Source organism: Streptomyces sp. NPDC102278 (genome assembly GCF_044766345.1).
Lineage (GTDB): Bacteria > Actinomycetota > Actinomycetes > Streptomycetales > Streptomycetaceae > Streptomyces.
Window position 1 is genome coordinate 258,019 of record NZ_JBIWLV010000001.1, and the last position, 21,296, is coordinate 279,314.

The 21,296-nt window shown below is 71.7% G+C and carries 20 protein-coding genes and 1 riboswitch; of the genes, 10 read left to right on the plus strand and 10 right to left on the minus strand.

The genetic code is table 11. The features are described 5' to 3' along the window. Positions 1 to 136 precede the first annotated feature (136 nt). Positions 137 to 334: riboswitch (cobalamin riboswitch) on the plus strand. Positions 335 to 362: 28 nt separating this feature from the next. From ACIRO3_RS01145 to ACIRO3_RS01165, 5 genes are all read left to right on the plus strand, one after another. Then, a complete protein-coding gene (locus ACIRO3_RS01145; RefSeq protein ID WP_365997902.1) occupies positions 363 to 1,067 on the plus strand; it encodes an energy-coupling factor ABC transporter permease in 705 nt (234 codons plus the stop codon). 5 nt (positions 1,068 to 1,072) lie between these two features. Continuing rightward, positions 1,073 to 1,414: an energy-coupling factor ABC transporter substrate-binding protein gene (locus tag ACIRO3_RS01150; RefSeq protein ID WP_361771541.1), complete on the plus strand. Its 342-nt coding sequence runs from the start codon at positions 1,073 to 1,075 to the stop codon at positions 1,412 to 1,414. Between the two features lie 3 nt (positions 1,415 to 1,417). Beyond that, a complete protein-coding gene (gene cbiQ, locus ACIRO3_RS01155; protein ID WP_404131400.1) occupies positions 1,418 to 2,167 on the plus strand; it encodes a cobalt ECF transporter T component CbiQ in 750 nt (249 codons plus the stop codon). Further along, positions 2,164 to 2,985 carry an energy-coupling factor ABC transporter ATP-binding protein gene (locus tag ACIRO3_RS01160; protein WP_404131402.1) on the plus strand — a complete coding sequence of 274 codons (822 nt, stop codon included), beginning with the start codon at positions 2,164 to 2,166 and terminating at the stop codon, positions 2,983 to 2,985. The genes cbiQ and ACIRO3_RS01160 overlap by 4 nt, the downstream gene beginning before the upstream one ends. Positions 2,986 to 3,076: 91 nt before the next feature. Further along, entirely contained in the window at positions 3,077 to 3,652 is a 576-nt protein-coding gene (locus ACIRO3_RS01165) for a PadR family transcriptional regulator (protein WP_361771351.1), read from the plus strand. A gap of 43 nt (positions 3,653 to 3,695) precedes the next feature. Here ACIRO3_RS01165 and ACIRO3_RS01170 read toward each other — a convergent pair whose 3' ends face one another. After that, on the minus strand, positions 3,696 to 3,908 hold the full coding sequence (locus tag ACIRO3_RS01170; protein WP_361771350.1) for an EF-hand domain-containing protein: 213 nt from the start codon (positions 3,906 to 3,908) through the stop codon (positions 3,696 to 3,698). A 253-nt stretch (positions 3,909 to 4,161) separates the two neighbouring features. Here ACIRO3_RS01170 and ACIRO3_RS01175 point away from each other — a divergent pair, with 253 nt between their 5' ends. Together ACIRO3_RS01175 and ACIRO3_RS01180 are read left to right on the plus strand one after the other, a co-directional pair. Beyond that, the gene (locus tag ACIRO3_RS01175; RefSeq protein WP_361771349.1) at positions 4,162 to 4,947 is read left to right on the plus strand and encodes a tRNA-dependent cyclodipeptide synthase; all 786 of its coding nucleotides are present in this window, start codon (positions 4,162 to 4,164) and stop codon (positions 4,945 to 4,947) included. After that, positions 4,928 to 6,172: a cytochrome P450 gene (locus tag ACIRO3_RS01180; protein ID WP_404131404.1), complete on the plus strand. Its 1,245-nt coding sequence runs from the start codon at positions 4,928 to 4,930 to the stop codon at positions 6,170 to 6,172. Before ACIRO3_RS01175 ends, ACIRO3_RS01180 begins: the two co-directional genes overlap by 20 nt. Before the next feature lie 109 nt (positions 6,173 to 6,281). Here the strand turns inward: ACIRO3_RS01180 and ACIRO3_RS01185 are convergent, their stop codons facing one another. The 8 genes from ACIRO3_RS01185 to ACIRO3_RS01220 form a co-directional block, all read right to left on the minus strand. Continuing rightward, positions 6,282 to 7,469: a YncE family protein gene (locus ACIRO3_RS01185; protein ID WP_361771347.1), complete on the minus strand. Its 1,188-nt coding sequence runs from the start codon at positions 7,467 to 7,469 to the stop codon at positions 6,282 to 6,284. Continuing rightward, a complete protein-coding gene (locus tag ACIRO3_RS01190) occupies positions 7,466 to 8,266 on the minus strand; it encodes a polysaccharide deacetylase family protein (RefSeq protein WP_404131406.1) in 801 nt (266 codons plus the stop codon). Before ACIRO3_RS01190 ends, ACIRO3_RS01185 begins: the two co-directional genes overlap by 4 nt. 370 nt (positions 8,267 to 8,636) lie before the next feature. After that, complete coding sequence (locus tag ACIRO3_RS01195; RefSeq protein WP_361771345.1) at positions 8,637 to 9,137, minus strand: ATP-binding protein; 501 nt, start codon at positions 9,135 to 9,137, stop codon at positions 8,637 to 8,639. 367 nt (positions 9,138 to 9,504) lie between these two features. Beyond that, positions 9,505 to 10,272, minus strand: a complete 768-nt coding sequence (locus ACIRO3_RS01200) for an enoyl-CoA hydratase/isomerase family protein (protein WP_404131408.1) — start codon at positions 10,270 to 10,272, stop codon at positions 9,505 to 9,507. A gap of 86 nt (positions 10,273 to 10,358) precedes the next feature. Further along, entirely contained in the window at positions 10,359 to 11,585 is a 1,227-nt protein-coding gene (locus tag ACIRO3_RS01205) for an Ig-like domain-containing protein (protein WP_404131410.1), read from the minus strand. 127 nt (positions 11,586 to 11,712) lie between these two features. Then, on the minus strand, positions 11,713 to 12,462 hold the full coding sequence (locus ACIRO3_RS01210) for a L,D-transpeptidase (RefSeq protein ID WP_404131412.1): 750 nt from the start codon (positions 12,460 to 12,462) through the stop codon (positions 11,713 to 11,715). Between the two features lie 135 nt (positions 12,463 to 12,597). Then, positions 12,598 to 14,715, minus strand: coding sequence for a choice-of-anchor A family protein (locus tag ACIRO3_RS01215; RefSeq protein WP_404131413.1), 2,118 nt, complete (start codon positions 14,713 to 14,715; stop codon positions 12,598 to 12,600). A gap of 135 nt (positions 14,716 to 14,850) precedes the next feature. Continuing rightward, positions 14,851 to 16,047: an Ig-like domain-containing protein gene (locus ACIRO3_RS01220; RefSeq protein WP_404131415.1), complete on the minus strand. Its 1,197-nt coding sequence runs from the start codon at positions 16,045 to 16,047 to the stop codon at positions 14,851 to 14,853. Positions 16,048 to 16,251: 204 nt separating this feature from the next. On the opposite strand from ACIRO3_RS01220, the gene glgX reads away from it, so the two are divergent. The 3 genes from glgX to ACIRO3_RS01235 all read left to right on the plus strand — a co-directional run bounded on the left by glgX (position 16,252) and on the right by ACIRO3_RS01235 (position 20,690). After that, positions 16,252 to 18,573 (plus strand): glycogen debranching protein GlgX, encoded by a 2,322-nt coding sequence (glgX, locus tag ACIRO3_RS01225; protein WP_361771340.1) that lies wholly within the window; start codon positions 16,252 to 16,254, stop codon positions 18,571 to 18,573. Positions 18,574 to 18,725: 152 nt separating this feature from the next. Further along, the gene (locus ACIRO3_RS01230) at positions 18,726 to 19,925 is read left to right on the plus strand and encodes an MFS transporter (protein WP_404131417.1); all 1,200 of its coding nucleotides are present in this window, start codon (positions 18,726 to 18,728) and stop codon (positions 19,923 to 19,925) included. 42 nt (positions 19,926 to 19,967) lie between these two features. Next, the gene (locus ACIRO3_RS01235; protein WP_361771337.1) at positions 19,968 to 20,690 is read left to right on the plus strand and encodes a CDP-alcohol phosphatidyltransferase family protein; all 723 of its coding nucleotides are present in this window, start codon (positions 19,968 to 19,970) and stop codon (positions 20,688 to 20,690) included. Here the strand turns inward: ACIRO3_RS01235 and ACIRO3_RS01240 are convergent. Then, the gene (locus ACIRO3_RS01240) at positions 20,671 to 21,180 is read right to left on the minus strand and encodes an adenylyltransferase/cytidyltransferase family protein (RefSeq protein WP_361771335.1); all 510 of its coding nucleotides are present in this window, start codon (positions 21,178 to 21,180) and stop codon (positions 20,671 to 20,673) included. The genes ACIRO3_RS01235 and ACIRO3_RS01240 overlap by 20 nt on opposite strands. Positions 21,181 to 21,296 lie beyond the last annotated feature (116 nt).

Here is a 21,296-nt window from a genome sequence, read left to right on the forward strand (position 1 = left end):
CCCCACCCTGCGCAGGCCGGGACGGGTCCGCCAGCGGGCCGCGCCCGTCCGGGGGCCGCCCGGATCGGCCCTGGTCGGAGCGGGTGGACGCGGGCCGCGGGAACGGGGTCGGGTTGTTACGGGTCCGCGCGGCCGACTAGGGTCAGCGGGCCTTGGTGTTCGGGAAACCGGTGAAAAACCGGTGCGGCCCTCGCCACTGTGATCGGGAAGTCCGGCTCCACTCCCTTGCGGGAAGCCACTGGGCCCGCGCGGGAGACCGCACGGCCCCGGGAAGGCGGAGTCAGGGCATCAGTACCCGTGAGCCAGGAGACCGGCCAGGGCACGTCGTCCATCCACGAGGTGCTGGAGAGGTCTCCTTACTCATGCATATAGCCGAGGGGTTTCTGCCCCCTTTGCACGCGGTCGCCTGGGGCGCCGCGTCCGCTCCCTTCGTCGTACACGGTGTGCGCGCCCTCACGCGCGAGGTGAAGGCCAACCCCGAGAGCACGCTGCTGCTCGGCGCGTCCGGTGCCTTCACTTTCGTCCTGTCCGCCCTGAAGATCCCTTCGGTGACGGGCAGTTGTTCCCACCCCACCGGCACCGGACTCGGGGCGATCCTGTTCCGGCCGCCGATCATGGCGGTGCTCGGCACGATCACCCTGCTCTTCCAGGCGCTGCTGTTGGCGCACGGCGGTCTGACCACGCTGGGCGCGAACGTCTTCTCCATGGCGATCGCCGGACCGTGGGCGGGTTACGGGGTCTACCGGCTGCTCAAGAAGTTCGACCTGCCGCTGATGGTGACCGTCTTCTTCGGCGCGTTCTTCGCCGACCTGGTCACCTACTGCGTGACCAGCGTCCAGCTGGCGCTGGCCTTCCCCGACCCGGGCACCGGCTTCCTGGGCGCGCTCGCCAAGTTCGGCGGCATCTTCGCCGTCACCCAGATCCCGTTGGCCGTCAGCGAGGGCCTGCTGACCGTCCTCGTGATGCGGCTGCTGATGCAGTCGAGCAGGTCGGACCTGGTCCGGCTGGGCGTCGCGAAGCTGACCGCCCGTACCGGGAACAAGCAGGAGGAGGCGGCGGTCCGATGAACGCGATGACCAAGAACACGAAGATCAACGTGGTCCTGCTGCTCCTGGTGGCGGCGCTGGCCGTGCTCCCGCTCGCGCTGGGCCTGGGCGAGGGCAAGGAAGAGCCGTTCGCGGGCGCCGACGCACAGGCCGAGGCCGCCATCACGGAGCTGAAGCCGGACTACGAGCCGTGGTTCTCCCCGCTGTACGAGCCCCCGTCCGGGGAGATCGAGTCGGCCCTGTTCGCCCTTCAGGCGGCGCTGGGCGCGGGCGTGCTCGCGTACTACTTCGGTGTGCGCAAGGGTCGCCGTCAGGGCCTCGCCCAGGCGGGCGCGACCGGTGGCCCGGCGGGCCACGCGGAGTCGTAGGCGGTGCTGCCGATCGACGTTGCGGCGCACGGCAGTCGCTGGCGCCGCCGCCATCCGCTGGAGAAGGCCCTGTTGGGGCTCGGGCTGACGGTCACGGCCGTGGCCCTGCCGCCCTGGCCCGGGGGCCCGCTCGTCGCGGCGGCCACCCTGGCGGTGCTCCTCGGGCCCGCCGGGGTGGCCGGGCGCCAACTGTGGCGGGCCTTTCGGATCCCGCTCGGCTTCTGCTTCACCGGAGCCCTTCCGCTGCTGTTCGCGGTGGGCGGCCCGGCCGGGCTCGTCTCCTGGGCCCCCGACGGGCCCCGGCACGCGGCCGAGCTGCTGTTGCGCACCTCCGCGGCCTCCCTGGGGGTGCTGCTGTTCGCCTTCACCACCCCGGTGTCGGACGTCCTGCCCCGGCTCGTGCGGGCCGGGGTGCCGGCGCCGGTGGTGGACGTGGCCCTGGTCATGTACCGGATCGGTTTCCTGCTGCTGGACTCGATGGCCCAGGTCCGCCGGGCCCAGGCGGCCCGACTCGGGCACACGGGCCGGGCGGCGGTGTGGCGTTCGCTGGCCGGGCTGGCGGCGACCTCGTTCGTACGGGCCTTCGACCGGGCCGCGCGGCTCCAGGAGGGGCTGGCGGGGCGCGGCTACGACGGCGCGCTGCGGGTGCTGGTGCCGCGGGCGACGCTGTCGTGGCGGTTCCTGGCCGCGTCCGGGGCCCTGCTGGCGGCCCTGATCACCGTGACTCTCACCCTGAAGGGGCTGTACCTGTGAACCCGTTGGTGGAACTGGCCGGCGCGGGCTACGCGTACGAGGACGGGCCCGCCGTCCTGTCCGACGTCGACTTCGGCATCGTCGGGGGCCGCGCGCTGGTCCTGTTGGGCCGCAACGGCAGCGGCAAGACCACCCTGATGCGGCTGCTGAGCGGGGGGTTGCGGCCGGGTTCGGGCACGCTGCGGCTGGACGGCGCGGAGGTGACGTACGACCGGGCCGGGCTGACCCGGCTGCGCCGGGCGGTGCAACTGGTGGTCCAGGACCCGGACGACCAACTGTTCGCCGCCTCGGTGGAGCAGGACGTGTCCTTCGGCCCGCTGAACATGGGTCTGGCGCCCGACGAGGCACGGGACCGGGTGGACTCGGCGCTCGCCGCCCTGGACATCACGGCCCTGCGGGACCGGCCGACGCACCTGCTCTCGTACGGGCAGCGCAAGCGCGCGGCCATCGCGGGCGCGGTGGCGATGGCCCCGCGCGTGCTGATCCTGGACGAGCCGACGGCCGGGCTGGACCCGGACGGGCAGGAGCGGCTGCTGGACGTCCTGGCGGGGCTGCGCGCGGCCGGGACCACGGTGGTGATGGCCACGCACGACGTCGACCTGGCGGTTCGCTGGGCCGACGACGCAGCGGTCCTCACCCCGACGGGCATCCGCTTCGGTCCGGCCGGGGAGTTGCTCTCGGACCCGGGGTTGCCGGCCTCTGCCGGTCTGCGTCAGGCCTGGTCCCCGGCGGTCACGGCGCACCTGCGCGCCCACGGCCTGTTGGCGCCGGACGCTCCCGGCCCGCTGACCCCGGAGGCCCTGGCCGCCTTGCGGTGACCTCGGGGGCGCCCCGGAGCGCTCCGTCCGGTGGCCGCCGTCGAGGGCCGGATCGCGGCGTCGGCGTCGGCCCCGAACCTAGGATGGCCGCATGTCGCTGCCGCACGCCATCCTCACCGCCCTGCTGGAGAAGCCTTCGTCGGGGCTGGAGCTGACCCGGCGGTTCGACAGGTCGATCGGATACTTCTGGTCCGCCACGCACCAGCAGATCTACCGGGAGCTGGGCCGGCTGGAAGAGGCCGGGTTGATCAGGGCGTTGCCCGGCGAGGCGCCGGTGCGCGGGCAGCGCAAGGAGTACGAGGTGCTGCCCGACGGCGGCGTCGAGCTGGCCCGGTGGGTCGGCGAGAGCCAGGACCCCAAGCCCATCCGCGATCCCCTGCTGCTGCGGGTACGGGCGGCGGGCGTGGTGGGGGCGCGGGGACTCGGGGCCGAGCTGCGGCGGCACATGGAGCTGCACCGGGGGCAGTTGGCGGAGTACGAGGCCATCGAGGCACGGGACTTCCCGCCGGCACGGGACTCCGACGAGGACCGGCTGCGCCGGTTGGTGCTGCGCGGCGGGATCGGTCTGGAGACCTTCTGGCTGCGCTGGCTGGAGGAGGCCCTGAGCGAGGTCGAGGACATGACTCCCCCGCCGGGCGGGCCCGAGGGGCCCGCGGGCACGGCCTGACCGCCTCCGTCCCGGCAGGGGGACGGAGGGGCCCGGACGGGGACTACTTGCTCAGGGCGACCCAGAACTCGTCGAAGCTCAGCAGGCCGTCGCCGTTGCCGTCCTTCGCCGCCACCACGGCGTCCGCGACCGCGCCGGTGACGAACGCGTCACCCATGGCCTTCATGGCCGCGCTGTACTCGTCGGCCGTGACGAAGCCGTCGCCGTCCGCGTCGAACTTACGGAACGTCGCCCGCGCGCTCTCGATGTCCGCCACTGGGTCCACCCCTTCTCGGTGCTTGTTGACGGCTCAGGGTAGCGCCCGTCCGGGTGCGGCTCCCCGCCGGGTCCCGTTCGGCCGGCAGAAAGAAATCCAATTACCGTTCGGTAAGACGGAAGCAACAATTCCGGCCAATAATTCCGGCCTGCACTTGTCACGCTCCGGCATCGCGGCATAACGTACCGACATTGCCGCCACACCAGGAGCGCAGGGCTCCCAGGGACAAGCGGCAACAAGGGCGTTCACACAGGTGACGATCACAGCTGACGCATCATTCGAAGTTCTGCCCTTCACCCGTACGTGCCGCCATATCTGGGAAGACGGCGACCATGTGCTCATCGGAGTGAGCCCCGGAAACAGCTACTTCAGCTCCGAGCGCATCGGCAATCTCGCCCGGTGGGCCACGACCCGCTTCGCCCAGGTCGACTTCGTCTACGCGGACCTCCACGTCGACCGGATGTTCGCCGCCTTCGGCTACACCCCGGAGCATGCGGAGAAGCGGGCCGCGAAGGAGATCAAGGCGGTCCGGCGGCGCATCCTCAAAGGCGTGGAGGAATCAGGACCGCCGCACGCCGAGATTCGAGTGAGGGCACTCTCGGAGTTCCAGTCGAACCCCGTCTACCAACTATTGCACCGGCGCGTGCTGCATTTCCTGGAGACCGACGACCAATTCCGCAAGGGCTGTGAGGAAATGGCCCTTCATTTTGTCGGCTCGAAGTTGCCGGAAGGTGAATCGATCACCGACGCACAGTTGCGGGTCTGTTTCGACTACATGGCGGCCGAACTGCCGTTCTTCGTGGACACCCCGAGCATTCTCGACGTCCCGTCCTCCGTGGCGGCCTACCACGTCAAGATGCCCCTGACCGATGTCCTCTTCGCGCGGGGCGGAGGCCTGCGCGCGACCCGCAACCAGGCGTACGCCGTCGTGCGCCCCGAGGCCGCGGCGGCCTCGATCCACGCGCCGGCCCAGACGCCGGACACCACCTCGAACCGCGTACCGACCGAAGGGACCGTCGATGACCGTCGAGCAGCTTGAGGGTCGGGGGACCGGGGGCGCCGGGGACGCCCTCCTCGACTTCCCGCTCTCGCGGCGCGGTGACGTGCTCCCGCAGGAGTGCGCCTGGCTGCGCGAGAAGGCGCCGGTCGCCAAGGTCCGCACCCTCACCGGGGACCCGGCCTGGCTGGTGAGCAGCTACGCGCTGGCCCGGCAGGTGCTGGAGGACGAACGCTTCAGCCTCAAGGACACGGCGAACGCGGGCGTTGCGCGCCAGTACGCGCTGACGATCCCGCCCGAGGTCGTGAACAACATGGGCAACATCAACGGCGCCGGACTGCGCAACGCGGTCATGAAGGCGCTCAACCCGCGCCAGGAGGGGCTGCAGGACTGGTTGCGCGCCAAGGCCGGCGAGCTCGTCGCCGGGCTCATCGCCGAGGGCGGGCCGGCCGATCTGCGGGCGGGGTTCGCCGACCCCTTCTCGGCGGCGATGCACTGCCGGGTGCTGGGCGTGCCGTTCGAGGACTGGCGGCGGCTGATGTCGGGGCTGGACGTCGCGTTCATGACCGCGCGCGAGCCGTTCGCCGACTCGGCGCTCAACTGGTACAAGGACGTCGGCTACTTCGTCGAGCGGTTGGACGCGCAGCTCGCCCTGCCCTCCGAGGAGCGTACGGGGCTCCTCGGCAGGTTCGCCGAGCTGAAGGAGGCCGATCCCGAGTCGGCGCACCTGACCGACGACATGTTCGCGACCGTCGCCGTCTCGCTCTTCGGGGCGGGCGCGGTGTCCACCTCCGCGTTCCTGGTGCTCGCCGTCCTCGCGCTGCTCCAGCGGCCCGAGCTCATCGGGTACCTGCGCGCGCACCCCGAGCGGATGGGCCCGGCGGTGGACGAACTCCTGCGCTGGAACCTGTCCGTGGGCGACGGCCTGCCGCGGATCGCCCTGGAGGACGTCCGCGTCGGCGACGTGCTGGTCAAGGAGGGCGAACTGGTCCTGGTCCTGCTGGAGGGGGCCAACTTCGACCCGCTGGCCTTCGAGAACCCGGACGTGTTGGACCTGGAGCGCGAGAGCCCCCGTCCCCACCTCGCCTTCGGCGCCGGACGGCACTTCTGCCCGGCCTCCGCGCTGGGGCGCGCCCACGCCGAGATCGCGTTGGAGGTGCTGGTCGAGCGGCTGCCCGAGCTGCGCCTCGCGGTCCCGGCCGAGAACCTCGTCTGGCGCACCGGCTTCATCAAGCGCCTGCCGGAGCGGCTTCCCGTCGCCTGGTAGGACCCGGGCGGGCTGTTGCCCGACGGGTGGACGGCGGCGTCCCGGGAGCTGTGCGAGCTCCCGGGGCGCCGCCGTTCCGTCGAGCCGACGCGCACGAGGCCGAGAGCGTCTAGCGGAAGATGCCGGTGTGGCCGAGGGAGTAGCGACCGGGCTGGGGGTAGACGGCGAGCCCGTGGGGGCCGCCACCGACCGGGATCCGGGCCAGTTCCTTGCCGCTGGTGGTGTCGATGGCGTAGACCTCGGAGTTGTAGCGGCCCGAGAGCCACAGCACCTTGCCGTCGGCGGAGACCCCGCCCATGTCGGGGCTGCCGCCGTCGGGCAGCTCCCACTTCTTCGTCAGCTTGTTCTTCGGGAAGTCGAAGACGGAGACGGTGCCCTCGCCGCGGTTGGAGACGTACATCTCCTTGGAGTCGCGGCTGACGTACAGGCCGTGGCATCCCTTGCCGGTGGGCAGGAGCTTGGGGGTGTCGAACTTGTCCCCGCTGAGCACCCACATGCCGTGCGCCATCATGTCCGCGACGTAGAAGGTCTTCCCGTCCGGGGAGATCTTCACGTCCTGCGGCATCGCGCCCTCGAACGGCAGCTTCTGCTGGCCGACGACCTCCATCTTCTCGGTGTCCACCTTGAGCAGTTCGCCGGAGAACTCGCAGCTCACGATGAAGTACCGGCCGTCGGCGGAGAAGTCCGCGTGGTTGACGCCGAAGCAGGACACGGGGACGGTCTTCACCCGGTTCATGGTGTGCGGATCACGGAAGACCAGTTCGCGGTCCATCGACGCCATCACGATGGCGTACTTCCCGTTGGGCGTGAAGTAGAGGTTGTACGGGTCGTGCACCTCGACGGGGTCGCCGGCCTCGCCGGTGGCCGGGTTGATCGGGGTGAGCGTGTGGCCCCGGTTGTTGTTGACCCACAGGGTCTTCATGTCCCAGGAGGGCACCACGTGTTGGGGCTGGACGCCGACGGGGATGGTGTCGATGACCTTGTACGTCGCCGGGTCGATGACGGACACCGTGTTGGAATTGGTGTTCGGTACGTAGACCCGGGACGGGAAGTCCTTGACCACCGGGGAGAGCAGGTTCGGGCGGTCCGCCGCGTAGACGTCCTTGGGGTCGAGCACCGGCGGCATGCCCGGCAGTCCGGGCGGCGCCGCCGGCACGGCCTTGACCGGCCGGGCGGGCCCTCGGGAGCCGGACGCCTCGGTCGCGCCCCCTCCGCCGGAGCCGCAGCCCGCCAGGGCAGCGAGAACCAGTCCGGCGAGCAGCGCGGTGGCCTTCCGGGGAAGGCGGTTCGTGGTCATGGGGTCAGCAGCTCCGTGGTGGTCACCGCGCGCAGCTTGCGGCGCGCGAGTTCTTCGAGGAGGGGCGGCATCGCGTCGACCGTGTCCGCGTAGCCGAAGTGCAGGCTCACCACCGATCCGCCGTGGATCGTCCCGGTGACGTTGCGGATGACGGCCGCGGCGCCGGGCGAGGTGAAGTCGAGGGAGTCCACGTCGTAGGACAGGACGTGCGGGTAGCCCGCCCGTTGGGCGAGCGTCCGGACGAGCGGGCTCGCGTACCGGGTCTGCGAGGGGCGGAACCAGGTGCCGATCGAGCCGGTGAGGCGTTTGAGGCGCCGCCCGCAGCCGGTGATCTCGGCGTAGGCGTCGGCTTCGGACATGTCATTGATCGCGAGGTGGCGTTGGGTGTGGTTGCCGAGTTCGTGGCCGCCGTCGAGGATCCTGCGGGCCATGTCCGGGTGCTCGTCGAGCCAGGTGCCGATCGCCAGTACGGTGACGCGCGCCCCGCCCTTCTCGGCCTCGGCGAGCACGGCGCGGGCGATGGCCGGGTCTCCGTTGCCGTGGAAGGTGAGGGCGACCCGGGGACGGTCGCGGGGGCCGTTGGCGATCTCCACGGGCATGCCGGCGAATCGGCGGGGCGCGGGTGCGGCCACGGCCGCGGGGGCGGCCTTGGCGGGCACGGTGGCGGAGGGGGCGGCCCTCTTGTCGGGGGCGGTCGTACGGGGTGAGGACGCGGTCCCGCAGGCGGTGGCGAGGGCGCCGACGGCGACCGCCACTCCGGCGCGAAGGGCGGATCGACGGTCCGGGTAGCAGAGCACTTGCCCATTTAAGGGGTGGATGACCGAGATGGTAATGATTGACCCAATTCGGGACGCCGGTCAGCAGGGCGTCACCCGGACCCTTGTCCGCTACGTGATCAACGATTCACTCAGAGCGGTCGATAGTTATTCATTGATTACGAGGTGAGTGGCCCACCTCACCTAAGATTTAGGTGGAAACTCTTAGGATATGCACACTTATGCCCGTGTTGGGACTTTTGGCATTCGGGCGCTCGTCTGCCATAGTCGGAACCACGGCTTCCCTTTGACCCGAGCGAAGTCCCGCCGAGGATCACACCCCCTTCGATCCTCGGCGCATCCATGAAACCCCCGCAGCGCCCCATCACGGCGACAGGGGGTTTCTGGCGTTCTAGCGGTCGGCCACCCGCATCTCGAACCAGGTGATCTTGCCGCGCGGCAGCAGATCGGCGCCCCAGCGGTCGGACAGCTTGTCGACGAGGAAGAGCCCGCGCCCCGTGGTGTCCATCTCGTGGACCGGCATCAGACAGGGCAGCCCGCGCGAGGGGTCGCGCACCTCGATCCGGATCCAGCCGCGTCGGCGCAGCATCCGTAAGCCGAAGGAGCGGGCCCCGGTGTGGCGCACGGCGTTGCCGACGAGCTCGGAGACCAACAGGACCGCGTGCTCGGCGATCTGGGGCGAGAGGCCCCAGTAGCGGATCACCACCGACTGGGTGAGCCGGCGGGCGGTGCTCGCGGACTCGGGCATGGACGGCAACGTCACCTCCGCCTCCGCCGGATTCCCGAATTCCAGCACCTTGAGGGCCTGTTCGTCCTCAAGTGCCGCCGTGAACCGTACGGCGGAAGCGCTGCTGCGCTGCCGCGGCTGTTCCACACCCTCCAGGCCCGCCATGAACCCATCATGGACGGCAGCACGGCCCCTCCGGGCCGTTCCGCGGGAAAACACCCCACGGAACGGTTGATTCCGCAGGGGCGCCCCGGCATATGCGTACGGCAAAAAGGGGGCCGGCCCGCCGAGGTGACCTGCGATGACGCAGCGCGCGGGGATGATCACCCTCGGTGCGCCATGAGTCGGCCTTAAGGCTCCCTTAAGGCCTGGCTAATCCACCCACAGGGAGGACCCCGCGAGGGCCCCGCGTGGACTCCCCGTACCGCCGGACCCGACGAAGGCGGCGGGCCCGGCACGATCGGGTGCCCCGACAACGCGGCGAGGCGCGGCACCGGGCGCCACGGGCCGGGCGAAACTTTGACGACAGGGCCTAGAGGAACTTGGCCTTGCCGGGGCCCTCCTCCACGAAGCTGCGCATGCCGCGCTCGCGGTCCTCGGTGGCGAACAGGCCCGCGAACCAGTTGCGTTCGATGGTCAGTCCGGTGTCGATGTCCGCCTCCAGGCCGGCGTCCACGCACTCCTTGGCGGCCCGCAGCGCGAGCGCGGGGCCCTGCGCCAGCTTGGCGGCCCAGGCGTGCGCCTGCTCGTAGACCTCGGCCGCGGGCACGATCCGGTCGACCAGACCGAGGGCGAGCGCCTCCTGCGCCTTGACCATCCGGCCGGTGAAGATGAGGTCCTTGGCCTTGGACGGACCGATCAGTCGGGACAGCCGCTGGGTGCCGCCCGCGCCCGGGATCAGGCCGAGCAGGATCTCGGGCTGGCCGAGCTTCGCGTTGTCGGCGGCGATCCGGTAGTCGGCGCAGAGCGCGAGTTCGCACCCGCCGCCGAGGGCGTAGCCGGTGACGGCCGCGACGACGGGCTTGGGGATCCGGGCCACGGCCGTGAACGCGTCCTGCAGACCGCGGGACCGGGCGACCATCGCCGCGTGGTCCATGGTCTGCATCTCCTTGATGTCCGCGCCGGCGGCGAACACCTTCTCGCCGCCGTAGATGACGACCGCCCGGACGTCGGCCCGGTCGCCGGCTTCCACCGCGAGCTCGCGCAGTCGGTCCTGGGTGGCGATGTCCAGGGCGTTCATGGGCGGCCGGTCCAGGCGGAGGGTGCCGACGCCTTCGGAGACTTCGAGAGAGAGGGTCATACGGGGAAGGTTAATACCGGTTAACAGCGAGTGGCCCGGTGCCGTGTGTCACAGCGCCGGGCCACTCGATCACGTACGGGGCGGGGTTACTTGACCCACTCCGCCCAGTCCATGTTCCAGCCGTTGAGGCCGTTCTCCGGGGCGATCTGCTTGTCCTTGGAGTTCTTCACGACGACCACGTCACCGATGAGCGACTGGTCGAAGAACCAGGCGGCCGGCTGGTCGGGGTCGCCGGCGCCGCGCGCGTCGCGCAGGCCGACACAGCCGTGGCTGACGTTCTCCGAACCGAAGGTGGAGGAGGCGGCCCAGTAGTTGCCGTGGACGAAGGTGCCCGAGTTCGACAGGCGCATCGCGTGCGGCACGTCGGAGATGTCGTACTCGCCGCCGAAGCCGACGGTGGCGCCGTTCATCCGGGTCACCTTGTACTTCTCGCTGATGACCATCTGTCCGTTGTAGGTGGTCGTCGACGGGGCGCCCGCGGTGATCGGCAGGTTCTTCAGGACCTGGCCGTCACGGACGACCTCCATCGTGTGCGCGCTCGCGTCGACCGTGGACACCTGGGAGCGGCCGATGGTGAAGGAGAACGTGCGGGTCTGCTTGCCGTAGACCTTCTCGCGGCCCTCGACCCCGTCGAGGGCGAGCTTCACGGTGACCTTGGTGCCCGCGGCCCAGTACTTCTCCGGGCGGAAGTCGAGGCGGTCGTTGCCGAACCAGTGGCCCTCGATCGGCACGGAGGGCTCGGCGGAGACCGTGATGGCCTTCTCGACGGCCTCCGGATTGGTGATGCCGCGGGTGAAGTTGATGGAGACGGGCATGCCCACGCCGACGGTGGAGCCGTCCTCGGGGGTGTAGTGACCCACGAAGGTGTTCTCGGGGGTCAGGGTGGTGAAGGTGGTGTCCTTGACCGACTCCCGGCCGGCCGTGTCCTTGGCCACCGCGTGCACCTTGTACTCGGTGGCGGAGGCCAGGTGGCGCTCGGGCTCCCAGTTCGCGCCGTCCGCGGTGAGCTTGCCCGCCACCGCGTTGCCCTTGGTGTCGGCGACCGTCACCGTCGTGAGCTTGCCGCCGGTGCTCGATATCTTCAGGATGCCGCTGGTGGCGACCTCCTTGGCCCCGTCGTCCGGCTTGACGTTGACGACCGCCTTCGACGCCTCGGTGCCGGTCTTGCCGGCGCCGCCCCCGCCGTTGTCGTCTCCGCCGCTGCCCCCGCCGTTGCCGCCACCGCTGCACGCGGTGGTGAGCAGCAGGGCCGCTCCCAGCAGGAGGGCCGGCAGGCCGGTGCGGACTCGACCGCGAATCGGCTGCAGGTTCACTCGTGTTCTCCCCATGTCCCCCGCGCACGGACAGTCGCGCGCTTGTCGACAGGAAATCACACGGGAAGAACACGAAAAGATACGGTCTTGTCACTGTTCGGTCCCAAGCGCGGGGGCGGACGCGGACTCAGTCGTCCGTACCGGGTTTGGTCCCCCAGACGTAGACGGTGTCCCCCTCGACCAGCAGGTTCCACAGGCGTTCGGCGTCGGGCACCGACAGGTTGACGCAGCCCGCCGAACCACCGTGCGCGTAGAGGTCGCCGGGGCGGCCGTGCAGGGCCTGGCCGCCGTCGAAGAACTGGGCGTACGGCATGGGGGCGTTGTCGTACAGCGTGGACTCGTGGTCCTTGCTGCGCCAGTACACCTCGTGCCAACCGGGGCGGGTCTCCTGGTCGTCACGGCCGGTGCGGATGGGCACGGGCGCGAAGACGACGCGTTCGGCGCGCTGGACCCACAGCAGTTGGCGTTCCAGGTCCACGCACGTCACCCGGCGGGCGCGGACCGGGCAGGAGCCGGCGGCGTTGGGGTTCTCCCGGGCGTTCACGGCGACCATCGTGCGGTGCGTGACGAGGCCGGCGTACCCGTCGGCGGGGGTGATCCGGTGGGTCCGTTGGAAGGAGCGGACGGCGACGCAGTCGGCGGTGGACTGCGTCCCGTCGACCGGGCGGCCCAGCCCCGCCTCCAACTCGCGCTGGTAGGGGCCGGTACCGGCCGTGCAGGCGGCCTCGGGCTCCGGGACGGGCCCTGCGGGGGCCGCGGTGGCGGTCGGGGCGAGGGCGCCCAGGGTCAGGGCCGCGGCCAGGGCGACCGCCCCGCGTATCGCCGCGGTCCGGCGGGCCGGCCGGCCCGTCGCGCCGGTGGTGTCGCCTGTGGCCATGTGGACCTCCTCGCGCCCGCCGGTCGGGCCCTCGGCGCCCAGCCAACCCGGTCCCGTCGGGTACGGCCGCCCGGGTGCGCCGGCGGGGTGAGGAGGTCACTCCGCCGGCGTACCCGGGCCGGGGTCGGGCGGGGTTCAGGCGCGCGGGCCCTTCGGGTCCTTGCCGTGGTCGTCGCGCTTGTTGCGCAAGGTGACCACGAGGCGGTGGTCGGGCGTCGTCCCGGTGAGCCGCAGCGGCCCGGTGACCGGGTTCCCCGGCAGGACGTAGCCCTCGGGGACGTCCGTCTCGACCAGGTAGTACGCACCCTCGGAGAGCCGGTCGAAGTCACAGACCCCGTCGCGGTCGGTGGCGCAACCCGGCGCGACCCTGCGGTCGGCGTTGATGCCGCGCGTCTGGAGGCCCTCGGTGTCGTTGGTCTCCTTCCAGACCTCGAACACCGCGCCGCGCAGCGGTCGCCCGGTCTTGGCGTCCTTCTTCACCACGCGGATGCTGCCCGGGTCCTCCTCGGACCGCCTCGTGTTGGGGACGTTGACGACGACTCCCTCCGTCACGTCCTCCTCGTCCGGCGTGAAGGCCACCACCGGGTCCTGCGGCGGGTCGTAGCCGTCGGGGGCCGCGGTCTCGCGCCAGTAGTACGTCGAACCGACGGGCAGGTACACCGTGCAGCTGCCGTCGGCGTCGGTCACGCACTCGCCGGGGAGCTTCGTGTCCGGGGTGGCTGCGCCGGTCTGCAGGCCCGTGCGGCCGTTGCTCTCGCGCCACAGGTCGAAGCGGCCGCCGGGCAGCGCCGCGCCGGTGGCGAGGTCGGACTTCCAGAGCACCACCTTGGCGGTGGGCACCGGCAGCCTCTCGTTGTCGACGGTGACGCGGACGCCGGCGTTCGCGTCGTCCGCGTTCAGCACGAGCGGGAAGACCGGGTTCGGGGCGGGGCGGTAGCCGTCGGGGGCGACGGTCTCCCGCCAGTAGTACCGGCCCGGGTCCGTGGTGTGGGAGCAGATCCCGTCCTCGGGGGTGGTGCATTCGGTGACCTTGGTGTCGGCCTCCGCCCCGGTGGTCTGGAGATCGGGGGTGTCGTTGGTCTCGCGCCACAGCTCGAACCGGGCGCCGGCGAGCGGGCGGCCCGTCTCGTCCCGCTTGAGCACGGACACCGCGCCGGTCACCACCGGCGGGGCGCAGTCGGGGAGGTCGCCGTCGAAGGGGTAGGCGTGGAACTCCTGGCCGCCGCCACCGCCCTGGACGCCGGTGTGGGTGAGGTCGCCGGTGGTGAAGAAGCGGCCGTTCATGCCGGGCAGGGTGACGGTGGCCCGGGAGCTCTGCTCGCCGATCAGCACGCTGCCCTGGAACTGGCCGCTGCCGTTCAGGTTGACCGTCGTGGCGTCCGGGAAGTTCCACAGCAGCCGGGTGCGCAGGGCGTTGAAGGTGTCGGTGCCGTCGACGATGTTGCCGCTGTAGGTGTTGATCGTCCGGGTCGTGCCGAGGACGTTGACCAGGACGGTGGCGTTCGCCGGGATCCGGGCAAAGCGCAGGCCGACGACCGCGCCGTTGCGGCCGACGAGATCGGCGTCGAGGTTGAAGACCTGGAGCGCGGAGCTGTCGTCGCCGGTGAAGACGAAGGTCCCGTCCCGGTTGACCACCGTGCCGGTCGCCGGGCGGGGCGCCGCGCCGACCCGGGCGTAGCACTTGGCGGCGGCGGTGAGGTCGTCCCGCAGGCCCGCGTAGGGGGCGACGGCGTTCGGGTCGGCGCGCAGGGTGCCGGTGACCGTGCCGGGGCCGGGGGCGGTGCCCGCGTGGCGGACCACGCCGCCGTCGGAGATCAGTCGTTCGCCGGCGGCGATGGTGACGTTGCGGCCGGTGGTGAGGAAGTCGGAGCCGAGCGGCGGCTGGACCAGGGAGCCCGCGCCGACGATCCCGATGTTGTAGGCGGAGCTTCCCCCGGCCACCTTGTCCTGGTCGAAGGTCCCGAGGACCACCACCCGGCCCTCGGCTTCCGCGGCGCGCTCGCGGACGAGGAAGTCTCCGCCGACGAAGATGTTCACGGCGTTGTCGGTGCCGACGGGCCTGGTGCCGGTGCCGATCGGGGGGAACGGGTTCGGGCAGGTGCCCGGAACGCAGGGACCGAGCCCACCCGGCAGCGGGGCCCGCAGGGCCCGTACCGGCTGCTCCCCGCCGGGGCCCGCGGCGGCGGTCGCGGGCGCGCCGGCGGTGAGTACGGCCCCGATCGCGAGTCCGAGGGTCCAGTTCCTTGCTGACATGACGCTCCGTCCGTTACCTGCGCTGCTGGCCCTGACAGGCTGGCGGCAGGCTCCGGCGTGCCGGATCGACGACACGATCCCGCTACGGCCATCCGGTCCGACAATCACTCGATTGGTGCGGCCGGGGTCGTGGGCTCAGCCGGCGACCGAGCCGGCGACCCAGTCGGCCCAGGTCATGTTCCAGCCGCCCAGACCGTTGTTGGGGGCGACCGTCTTGTCCTGCGAGTTCTCGACCACCACCACGTCCCCGACCAGCGTCCGGTCGAAGAACCAGCCCGCCGGGGTGTCGGAGCCGCCGCCCTTGTCGTCGCGCAGGCCCACGCAGCCGTGGCTGACGTTGGTGCTGCCGAAGGTGTCGGGGCTGGCCCAGTAGTTGCCGTGCAGGAAGGTGCCGGAGTTGGTGAGCCGCATGGCGTGGGGTACGTCGGGGATGTCGTACTCGCCGCCGAAGCCGACGGTCTGACCGTTCATCCGGGTCACGTCGAACATCTCCATCACCACCATCTTGCCGTTGTAGGTGGTGTTCTTCGGGGCCCCCGCCGTGATCGGGACGGTGGACATGAGCTCCCCGTCGCGGCGGACCTCCATGGTGTGCGCGGCCGCGTCCACGGTGGAGATCTGCGAGCGACCGACCGTGAAGGTGACGGTCTTGTCCTGGATCCCGTACGAACCGGGCGCGCCCTCGACGTCGCGCAGGTTCATCTTCACGGTGACCTCGGTACCCGGCTTCCAGTACTCCTTGGGCCGGAAGTCGAGGCGGCCGTCCCCGAACCAGTGGCCGACGACCTCCACGGCGGGCCGGGAGGTGACGGTGATGGCCCGCTCCACCTCGGCGCGCTGCTTGATGGGGCGGTTGAAATTGAAGGAGACGATCATGCCGGTGCCCACGGTGGAGCGGTTCTCGGGCTTGAAGTAACCGATGAACCGCTCCTCGGGAACGTAGGTGGTGAAGGTGGTGTGCCGGGCCTGGCGCCGGTTGTGCCCGTCGAGGGCGACCGCGTCCACGGTGTACTTGGCCGCGAGCGCGAGCCGCCCGGCCGCCGGGTCGGGGCTCCAGCTGAGGCCGTCGGCGGCGATGGAGCCGGGGACCTGTTCCTGTTGGGCGTCCTCCACCTTGGTGACGACGACCCGCTCCAACCGCCCTTCGGGGACGTTCACGACCAGGGGCCCCTCGGCGGGGACCCCCTTGGTGTTGTCCTCGGGGGTGATCCGGATGGCCTCGTCCGGCGACCGGGGTTTGCCGGGCAGCTGGATCTCGACCGGGGATCCGCCGTCCTTGGTGCAGCCGGTGAGCCCGCCCAGCAGGCCCGCCCATGCCGCCACGGCGGCCAAGCCCGCCCCTGCCCGCCTCGTCAGATGAGTCACGGACTGTCCAACGACCGGCCCCCTCCGGGGGAAACGTGGGCGCGGCCCACGTTCCGGGCGGGGCAGTACGGGCAGAACAGTGGGAAGGACCAGACGGGGGCGGATCCGGCCGGGACGCCGGGACCGCGCACTCCCCACCCCCGCAGGTACCGAGAGCCGTGGAGGCGGGCAGTGTCGAGCGCAGCCGAGCAACAGGCGGTGGAAGCCGTCGAGGGTGACGTACGGCGCGGCGGGACCGCGCCCGTACCGCACCTCGACGGGCAGTCGAACGGTCAGGCGAACGGCCGGACGAACGGCCAGGTCACGACCCGGCCCGGCCCCGCGTCACGGGTGTCCGCGCCCCCCGGGCCACCGGTGTGGCCCGGGTCCTCGCACCCCTTGGGAGCGCGGTTCCGGACCGGGCCGGACGGGGTCGCGGGCACCAACTTCGCGCTGTGGGCGCAGGGCGCGGAGGCGGTGGAACTGTGCCTGTTCGACGGGTCGGGCACCGAGACCCGGTGCGCCCTGACCGAACTCACGCACGAGATCTGGCACGGCTTCGTGCCGGGCGTGCGCCCCGGACAGCGGTACGGATTCCGGGTGCACGGGCGCTGGGACCCCTGGACGGGCGCCCGGTACAACCCGGCGAAGCTGCTCCTGGACCCGTACGCGCGGGCCGTGGACGGCGACTTCGGCCTGCCGCCCGAGGTGTACGGCCACGTCCGGGACTGGCCGCAGCAGTACATCGCGGACACCGTGCGCGACGACCGGGACTCGGCGCCGTCCGTGCCGAAGGGGGTCGTCGTCCACGACGACGACGACTGGGCGGACGACGTCCGGCCCAAGACCCCCTGGGCCGATTCGGTGATCTACGAGTTGCACGTGCGCGGCTTCACGATGCGCCATCCGGGTATTCCCGAGGAACTGCGCGGCACCTACGCCGGCCTGGCCCATCCGGCCGCGATCGAGCACCTGACCCGGCTGGGGGTGACGGCGGTGGAGCTGCTGCCGGTGCACCAGTTCGCGCACGAGGACCACCTGCTGCGCCGGGGCCTGCGCAACTACTGGGGCTACAACTCGATCGGCTACTTCGCCCCGCACGCGGGCTACTCGTCGAGCGGGACGACGGGGCAGCAGGTCGGCGAGTTCAAGCGGATGGTGAAGGCACTGCACGCGGCCGGCATCGAGGTCATCCTCGACGTGGTCTACAACCACACGGCGGAGGCGGGCGAGCTGGGGCCGACGCTGTCCCTGCGCGGGATCGACAACCGGGGGTACTACCGGCTCCAGTCCGACCAGCGCCGGTACGCCGACTACACGGGCTGCGGGAACACCCTGCACGCGGGGCGCCCGCACGTGCTGCGGCTGATCACCGACTCGCTGCGGTACTGGGTGACGGAGATGGGCGTGGACGGCTTCCGCTTCGACCTGGCGGCGGCGCTGGCCCGCTCGATGCACGACGTGGACATGCTCTCGCCGTTCCTCGCGGTGATCGCCCAGGATCCGGTGCTGCGGCGGGTCAAGCTGATCGCGGAGCCGTGGGACGTGGGGTCGGGCGGCTACCAGGTGGGGGCGTTCCCGCCGCTGTGGACGGAGTGGAACGACCGCTACCGGGACGCCGTCCGGGATTTCTGGCGGGGCGCGCTGCCCGACGTACGGGACCTCGGCTACCGACTGTCGGGGTCCAGCGACCTGTACGCGTGGGGCGGGCGGCGGCCGTACGCCTCGGTGAACTTCGTGACCGCGCACGACGGGTTCACCCTGCGCGACCTGGTCAGTCACGAGCGCAAGCACAACGAGGCCAACGGCGAGGAGGGCCGGGACGGCACCAACGACAACCGGTCGTGGAACTGCGGGGCGGAGGGCGAGTCCGACGACGCCCGGATCGGCGCGCTGCGGCGCCGGCAGCTGCGGAACCTGCTGACCACGCTGCTGCTGTCGACGGGGGTGCCGATGCTGGTGGCGGGTGACGAGTTCGGCCGCACGCAGGGCGGCAACAACAACGCGTACTGCCAGGACAACGAGACGAGCTGGGTGGACTGGTCGCTGCTGGAGGACCCGGTGTGGCAGGAGCTGTTCGCCCTGGCCACGCGGGTGCTGGCGCTGCGCCGGGAGCACCCGGTGCTGCGCCGGCGGGCGTTCTTCTCGGGGCGGGCGCAGGGCGCGGACGGGTTGCGGGACCTGGCCTGGTTCACGCCGGGCGGCAAGGAGATGACGGAGCGGGACTGGTACGCGCCGGCCGCCGCGCTGGGGTTGTACCTGTCGGGGCGCGACATCCCGGGGCGCGACGAGCGGGGCCGGCAGGTGACGGACGACAGCTTCCTCGCGCTGCTGCACGCCGGGGACCGGCCGGTGGAGTGGATGCTGCCGGGCGCGCCGTGGGCGACGACGTACGAACTGGTGCTGGACACCTCGCGGGAGGACCAGGGCGCCGCGCCCGCGACCCGGCACCGGGGCGGGGAGGCGCTCTCGGTCCCGGCGAGGTCGGTGTTGCTGCTGAGGGTGGTGGGCTGAGGGGGGCGACGGGCCGGGTGGGGGGTTGCGGGCGGGCCGAGGGCGGTGGCGCCGGGGCGAGGGCCGAGGGCGGTGGCGCCGGGGCGGTGGCCGAGGGTGGTGGCGCCGAATGCGGGTGACGCCTCCTCGCCGGCGAAATAGTCTCCGGTGTCATGACCCCGACGATCCGGCGGCTCCTCATCGGGCGCGCCTTCGCCGCCTTCGCCACGGCCCTGATCCCCACCACCCTCACCCTCGCGGTGGTCCGCACCGGTTCGGCCGGCGACCTCGGCCTGGTGCTCGCCGCCGAGCTGCTCCCGATGCTGCTCCTGCTGCCCGTCGCGGGCGTGGTGGCCGACCGCCATCCCGCCCGGCTGGTGGTGCTCGCCGCCGACCTCGTGCGCGCCGCCGCGCAACTGGGCACCGGCGCCCTGCTGCTGTCCGGCCCCGTACGGATCCCCGGACTCGCGGCGCTGGCCGTCGTGACCGGGGTCGCCGTGGCCTTCGGCAACCCCTCCGCCCGGACGCTGGTGGCCGCCGTCGTCCCCGACGAGGGACGGCTGCGGATCAACTCCCGCCTCGGGGTGGCCAACGCCCTCGCCCTGATGGCCGGGCCCGCCGCCGCGGGCGCCGTGGTGCTGCTCGTCGGCGCGGGCTGGTCCTCCCTGCTCACGGGCGCCCTGTTCGTCTGCTCCGCGCTCACCCTCGGCGGACTGCGCACCCCGGCGCCCGTCCGCGACGCCGTACCCACCCGCTTCCTGGCGGAACTGCGGGCCGGCTGGACGGAGACCCGGCGGCACCCGTGGTTTCTCGCCAATGTCGTGGCCCACGGCGTCTGGCACCTCGCCGCCGGTCTGCTCCTCACCCTGGGTCCGCTGATCGCCGTGCGGAGCCTGGGGGGCGAGGGCGCCTGGGTGGTCGTCGCGCAACTGGGCACGGCCGGGATGCTCGTCGGGGTCTGGTCGGCCGGACGGCTGCGCGTGGGACGGCCGCTGGTCTGGGTGGCGGTCGCGTCCTCGCTCCAGGCCCTGCCGCTCACGGCCTTCGCCCTGCGGTGGCCGCTCGCGGTCACCGCGGCGGCGCTCTTCGTCGCCATGTTCGGCGTGGGGCTGCTGAGCCCCTTGTGGGAGACGGAGATCCAACGCCGGGTCCCGCCGGCGGCCCTGGGGCGGGTCGGTTCCTTCGACACCCTGATCTCGTTCGCCGCTCGACCGTTGGGCCTCGCGACGGCGGCCCCGCTGGCGGCGGTCGCGGGAACGATGGTCCCGCTGCTGGTGGCGGCCGCCCTCACCGCCGCCGCGAACCTGTCCGTACTGCTGCTTCAGGACGTCCGGGCACATCCCGGGCACAAGCCCGCACTCGCCCTGCGATGATGTGCCCTTCATACGTACACACGTTCAAAGGGGCTTGGCCGGATGGCGAGATTCGGGACCGCGCTGCGGGAGCTGCGCGGGGCGCAGAAGTCGGCGAAGGGAGTGTCGCTCTACTCCCGGTACGTCAACCGTCCCGCCGGGCGGTACCTGGCCGCCGGGTCGTACGCCCTCGGGCTCACCCCGAACCAGGTCACGCTGATCAGCGCCGCCTTCAGCTTCGCCGCGGTCGCGGTCGTCGCGCTGGCCGCCCCCTCGTGGGGGCTCGGGATCCTCGTGTGGGCCGCGCTCGCGGTCGGCTTCGCCTTCGACTCCGCCGACGGCCAGCTCGCGCGACTGCGCGGGGGCGGCAGCGCCTCGGGCGAATGGCTGGACCACGTCGTGGACTGCGCCAAGCTGACGGCGCTGCACACCTGCGTGCTGATCGCCTTCTACCGCTTCCCCGACGCGTACGGGACGGGTGGGGACGGCTGGCTCCTGGTGCCGCTCGGCTTCCAGTTCGCCGCGATCGTCACCTTCTTCGGCGGGCTGCTGACCGAGAAGCTCAAGCCCAGGCCGGCGCCGGGGAGCGCCGCCGCCGCGCCGTCGACGGTGCGCGCGGTGGCGTTGCTGCCCGTGGACTACGGGGTGTTCTGCCTGGTGTTCCTGGTGCTCGGCGGCGGGGGGCTGTTCCGCTGGGCGTACGCGGGACTGGGCGCGGTCGCCGTGCTGTTCCTCGTGGCGTTCCTCGCCAAGTGGTACCGGGAGCTCAGCGCCGTTCCGCGGTGAGACCCTCGCCGGCGAGGTGGGCGGCCTGGGGCGGCACCGCCGGCTGCGACAGGACGTCGAGGGCCCGCCGGAGCTGGGTGCTGGAGGTGTGCACCGTGTAGGGGAAGTAGACGACGTCGACGCCGTGCTCGGCGAAGTCCTTCTCCAACCGGTCGCCCTTGGGGGTGTCGCGCCAGTCGTCGCCCTTGAAGATGACGTCGAAGCGGACCTGCTTCCAGGTCTCCACCTTGTCCGGGACCGTCTCGACGAACGCGGCGTCGACGTACTTGACGCTGCGGACGATCTCCAGCCTCTCCACCAGCGGAATCATCGGGCGGCGGCCCTTGGCGAGTTCGGCCATCTCGTCCGACACCACGCCGGCCACCAGGTAGTCGCACTGACTCCGGGCGTGGCGAAGGATATTGAGATGTCCGATATGGAACAGATCGTACGCACCCGGCGCATAGCCCACTCGATACGGCCTGCGCGCGGGCGCACCAAGGTCTGACATGTCCGGCTCCGTCATTGCTTACCCCCCATGAGCCACACCCCCCGGTGTGGCGGATTAGCAGACAATAGCGTGCACGTACCGCGTCACGTCGGTGAACGAATAGGGTGACGTGCGCA

Excerpts from the sequence above, each read along its gene's own strand:
- ACIRO3_RS01145 (WP_365997902.1), top strand. The coding sequence starts at position 363 with ATGCATATAGCCGAGGGGTTTCTGCCCCCTTTGCACGCGGTCGCCTGG.
- ACIRO3_RS01150 (WP_361771541.1), top strand. The coding sequence starts at position 1,073 with ATGACCAAGAACACGAAGATCAACGTGGTCCTGCTGCTCCTGGTGGCG.
- ACIRO3_RS01165 (WP_361771351.1), top strand. The coding sequence starts at position 3,077 with ATGTCGCTGCCGCACGCCATCCTCACCGCCCTGCTGGAGAAGCCTTCG.
- ACIRO3_RS01180 (WP_404131404.1), top strand. The coding sequence starts at position 4,928 with ATGACCGTCGAGCAGCTTGAGGGTCGGGGGACCGGGGGCGCCGGGGAC.
- ACIRO3_RS01185 (WP_361771347.1), bottom strand. The coding sequence starts at position 7,469 with ATGACCACGAACCGCCTTCCCCGGAAGGCCACCGCGCTGCTCGCCGGA.
- ACIRO3_RS01195 (WP_361771345.1), bottom strand. The coding sequence starts at position 9,137 with ATGGCGGGCCTGGAGGGTGTGGAACAGCCGCGGCAGCGCAGCAGCGCT.
- ACIRO3_RS01200 (WP_404131408.1), bottom strand. The coding sequence starts at position 10,272 with ATGACCCTCTCTCTCGAAGTCTCCGAAGGCGTCGGCACCCTCCGCCTG.
- ACIRO3_RS01210 (WP_404131412.1), bottom strand. The coding sequence starts at position 12,462 with ATGGCCACAGGCGACACCACCGGCGCGACGGGCCGGCCGGCCCGCCGG.
- ACIRO3_RS01215 (WP_404131413.1), bottom strand. The coding sequence starts at position 14,715 with ATGTCAGCAAGGAACTGGACCCTCGGACTCGCGATCGGGGCCGTACTC.
- ACIRO3_RS01230 (WP_404131417.1), top strand. The coding sequence starts at position 18,726 with ATGACCCCGACGATCCGGCGGCTCCTCATCGGGCGCGCCTTCGCCGCC.
- ACIRO3_RS01235 (WP_361771337.1), top strand. The coding sequence starts at position 19,968 with ATGGCGAGATTCGGGACCGCGCTGCGGGAGCTGCGCGGGGCGCAGAAG.
- ACIRO3_RS01240 (WP_361771335.1), bottom strand. The coding sequence starts at position 21,180 with ATGTCAGACCTTGGTGCGCCCGCGCGCAGGCCGTATCGAGTGGGCTAT.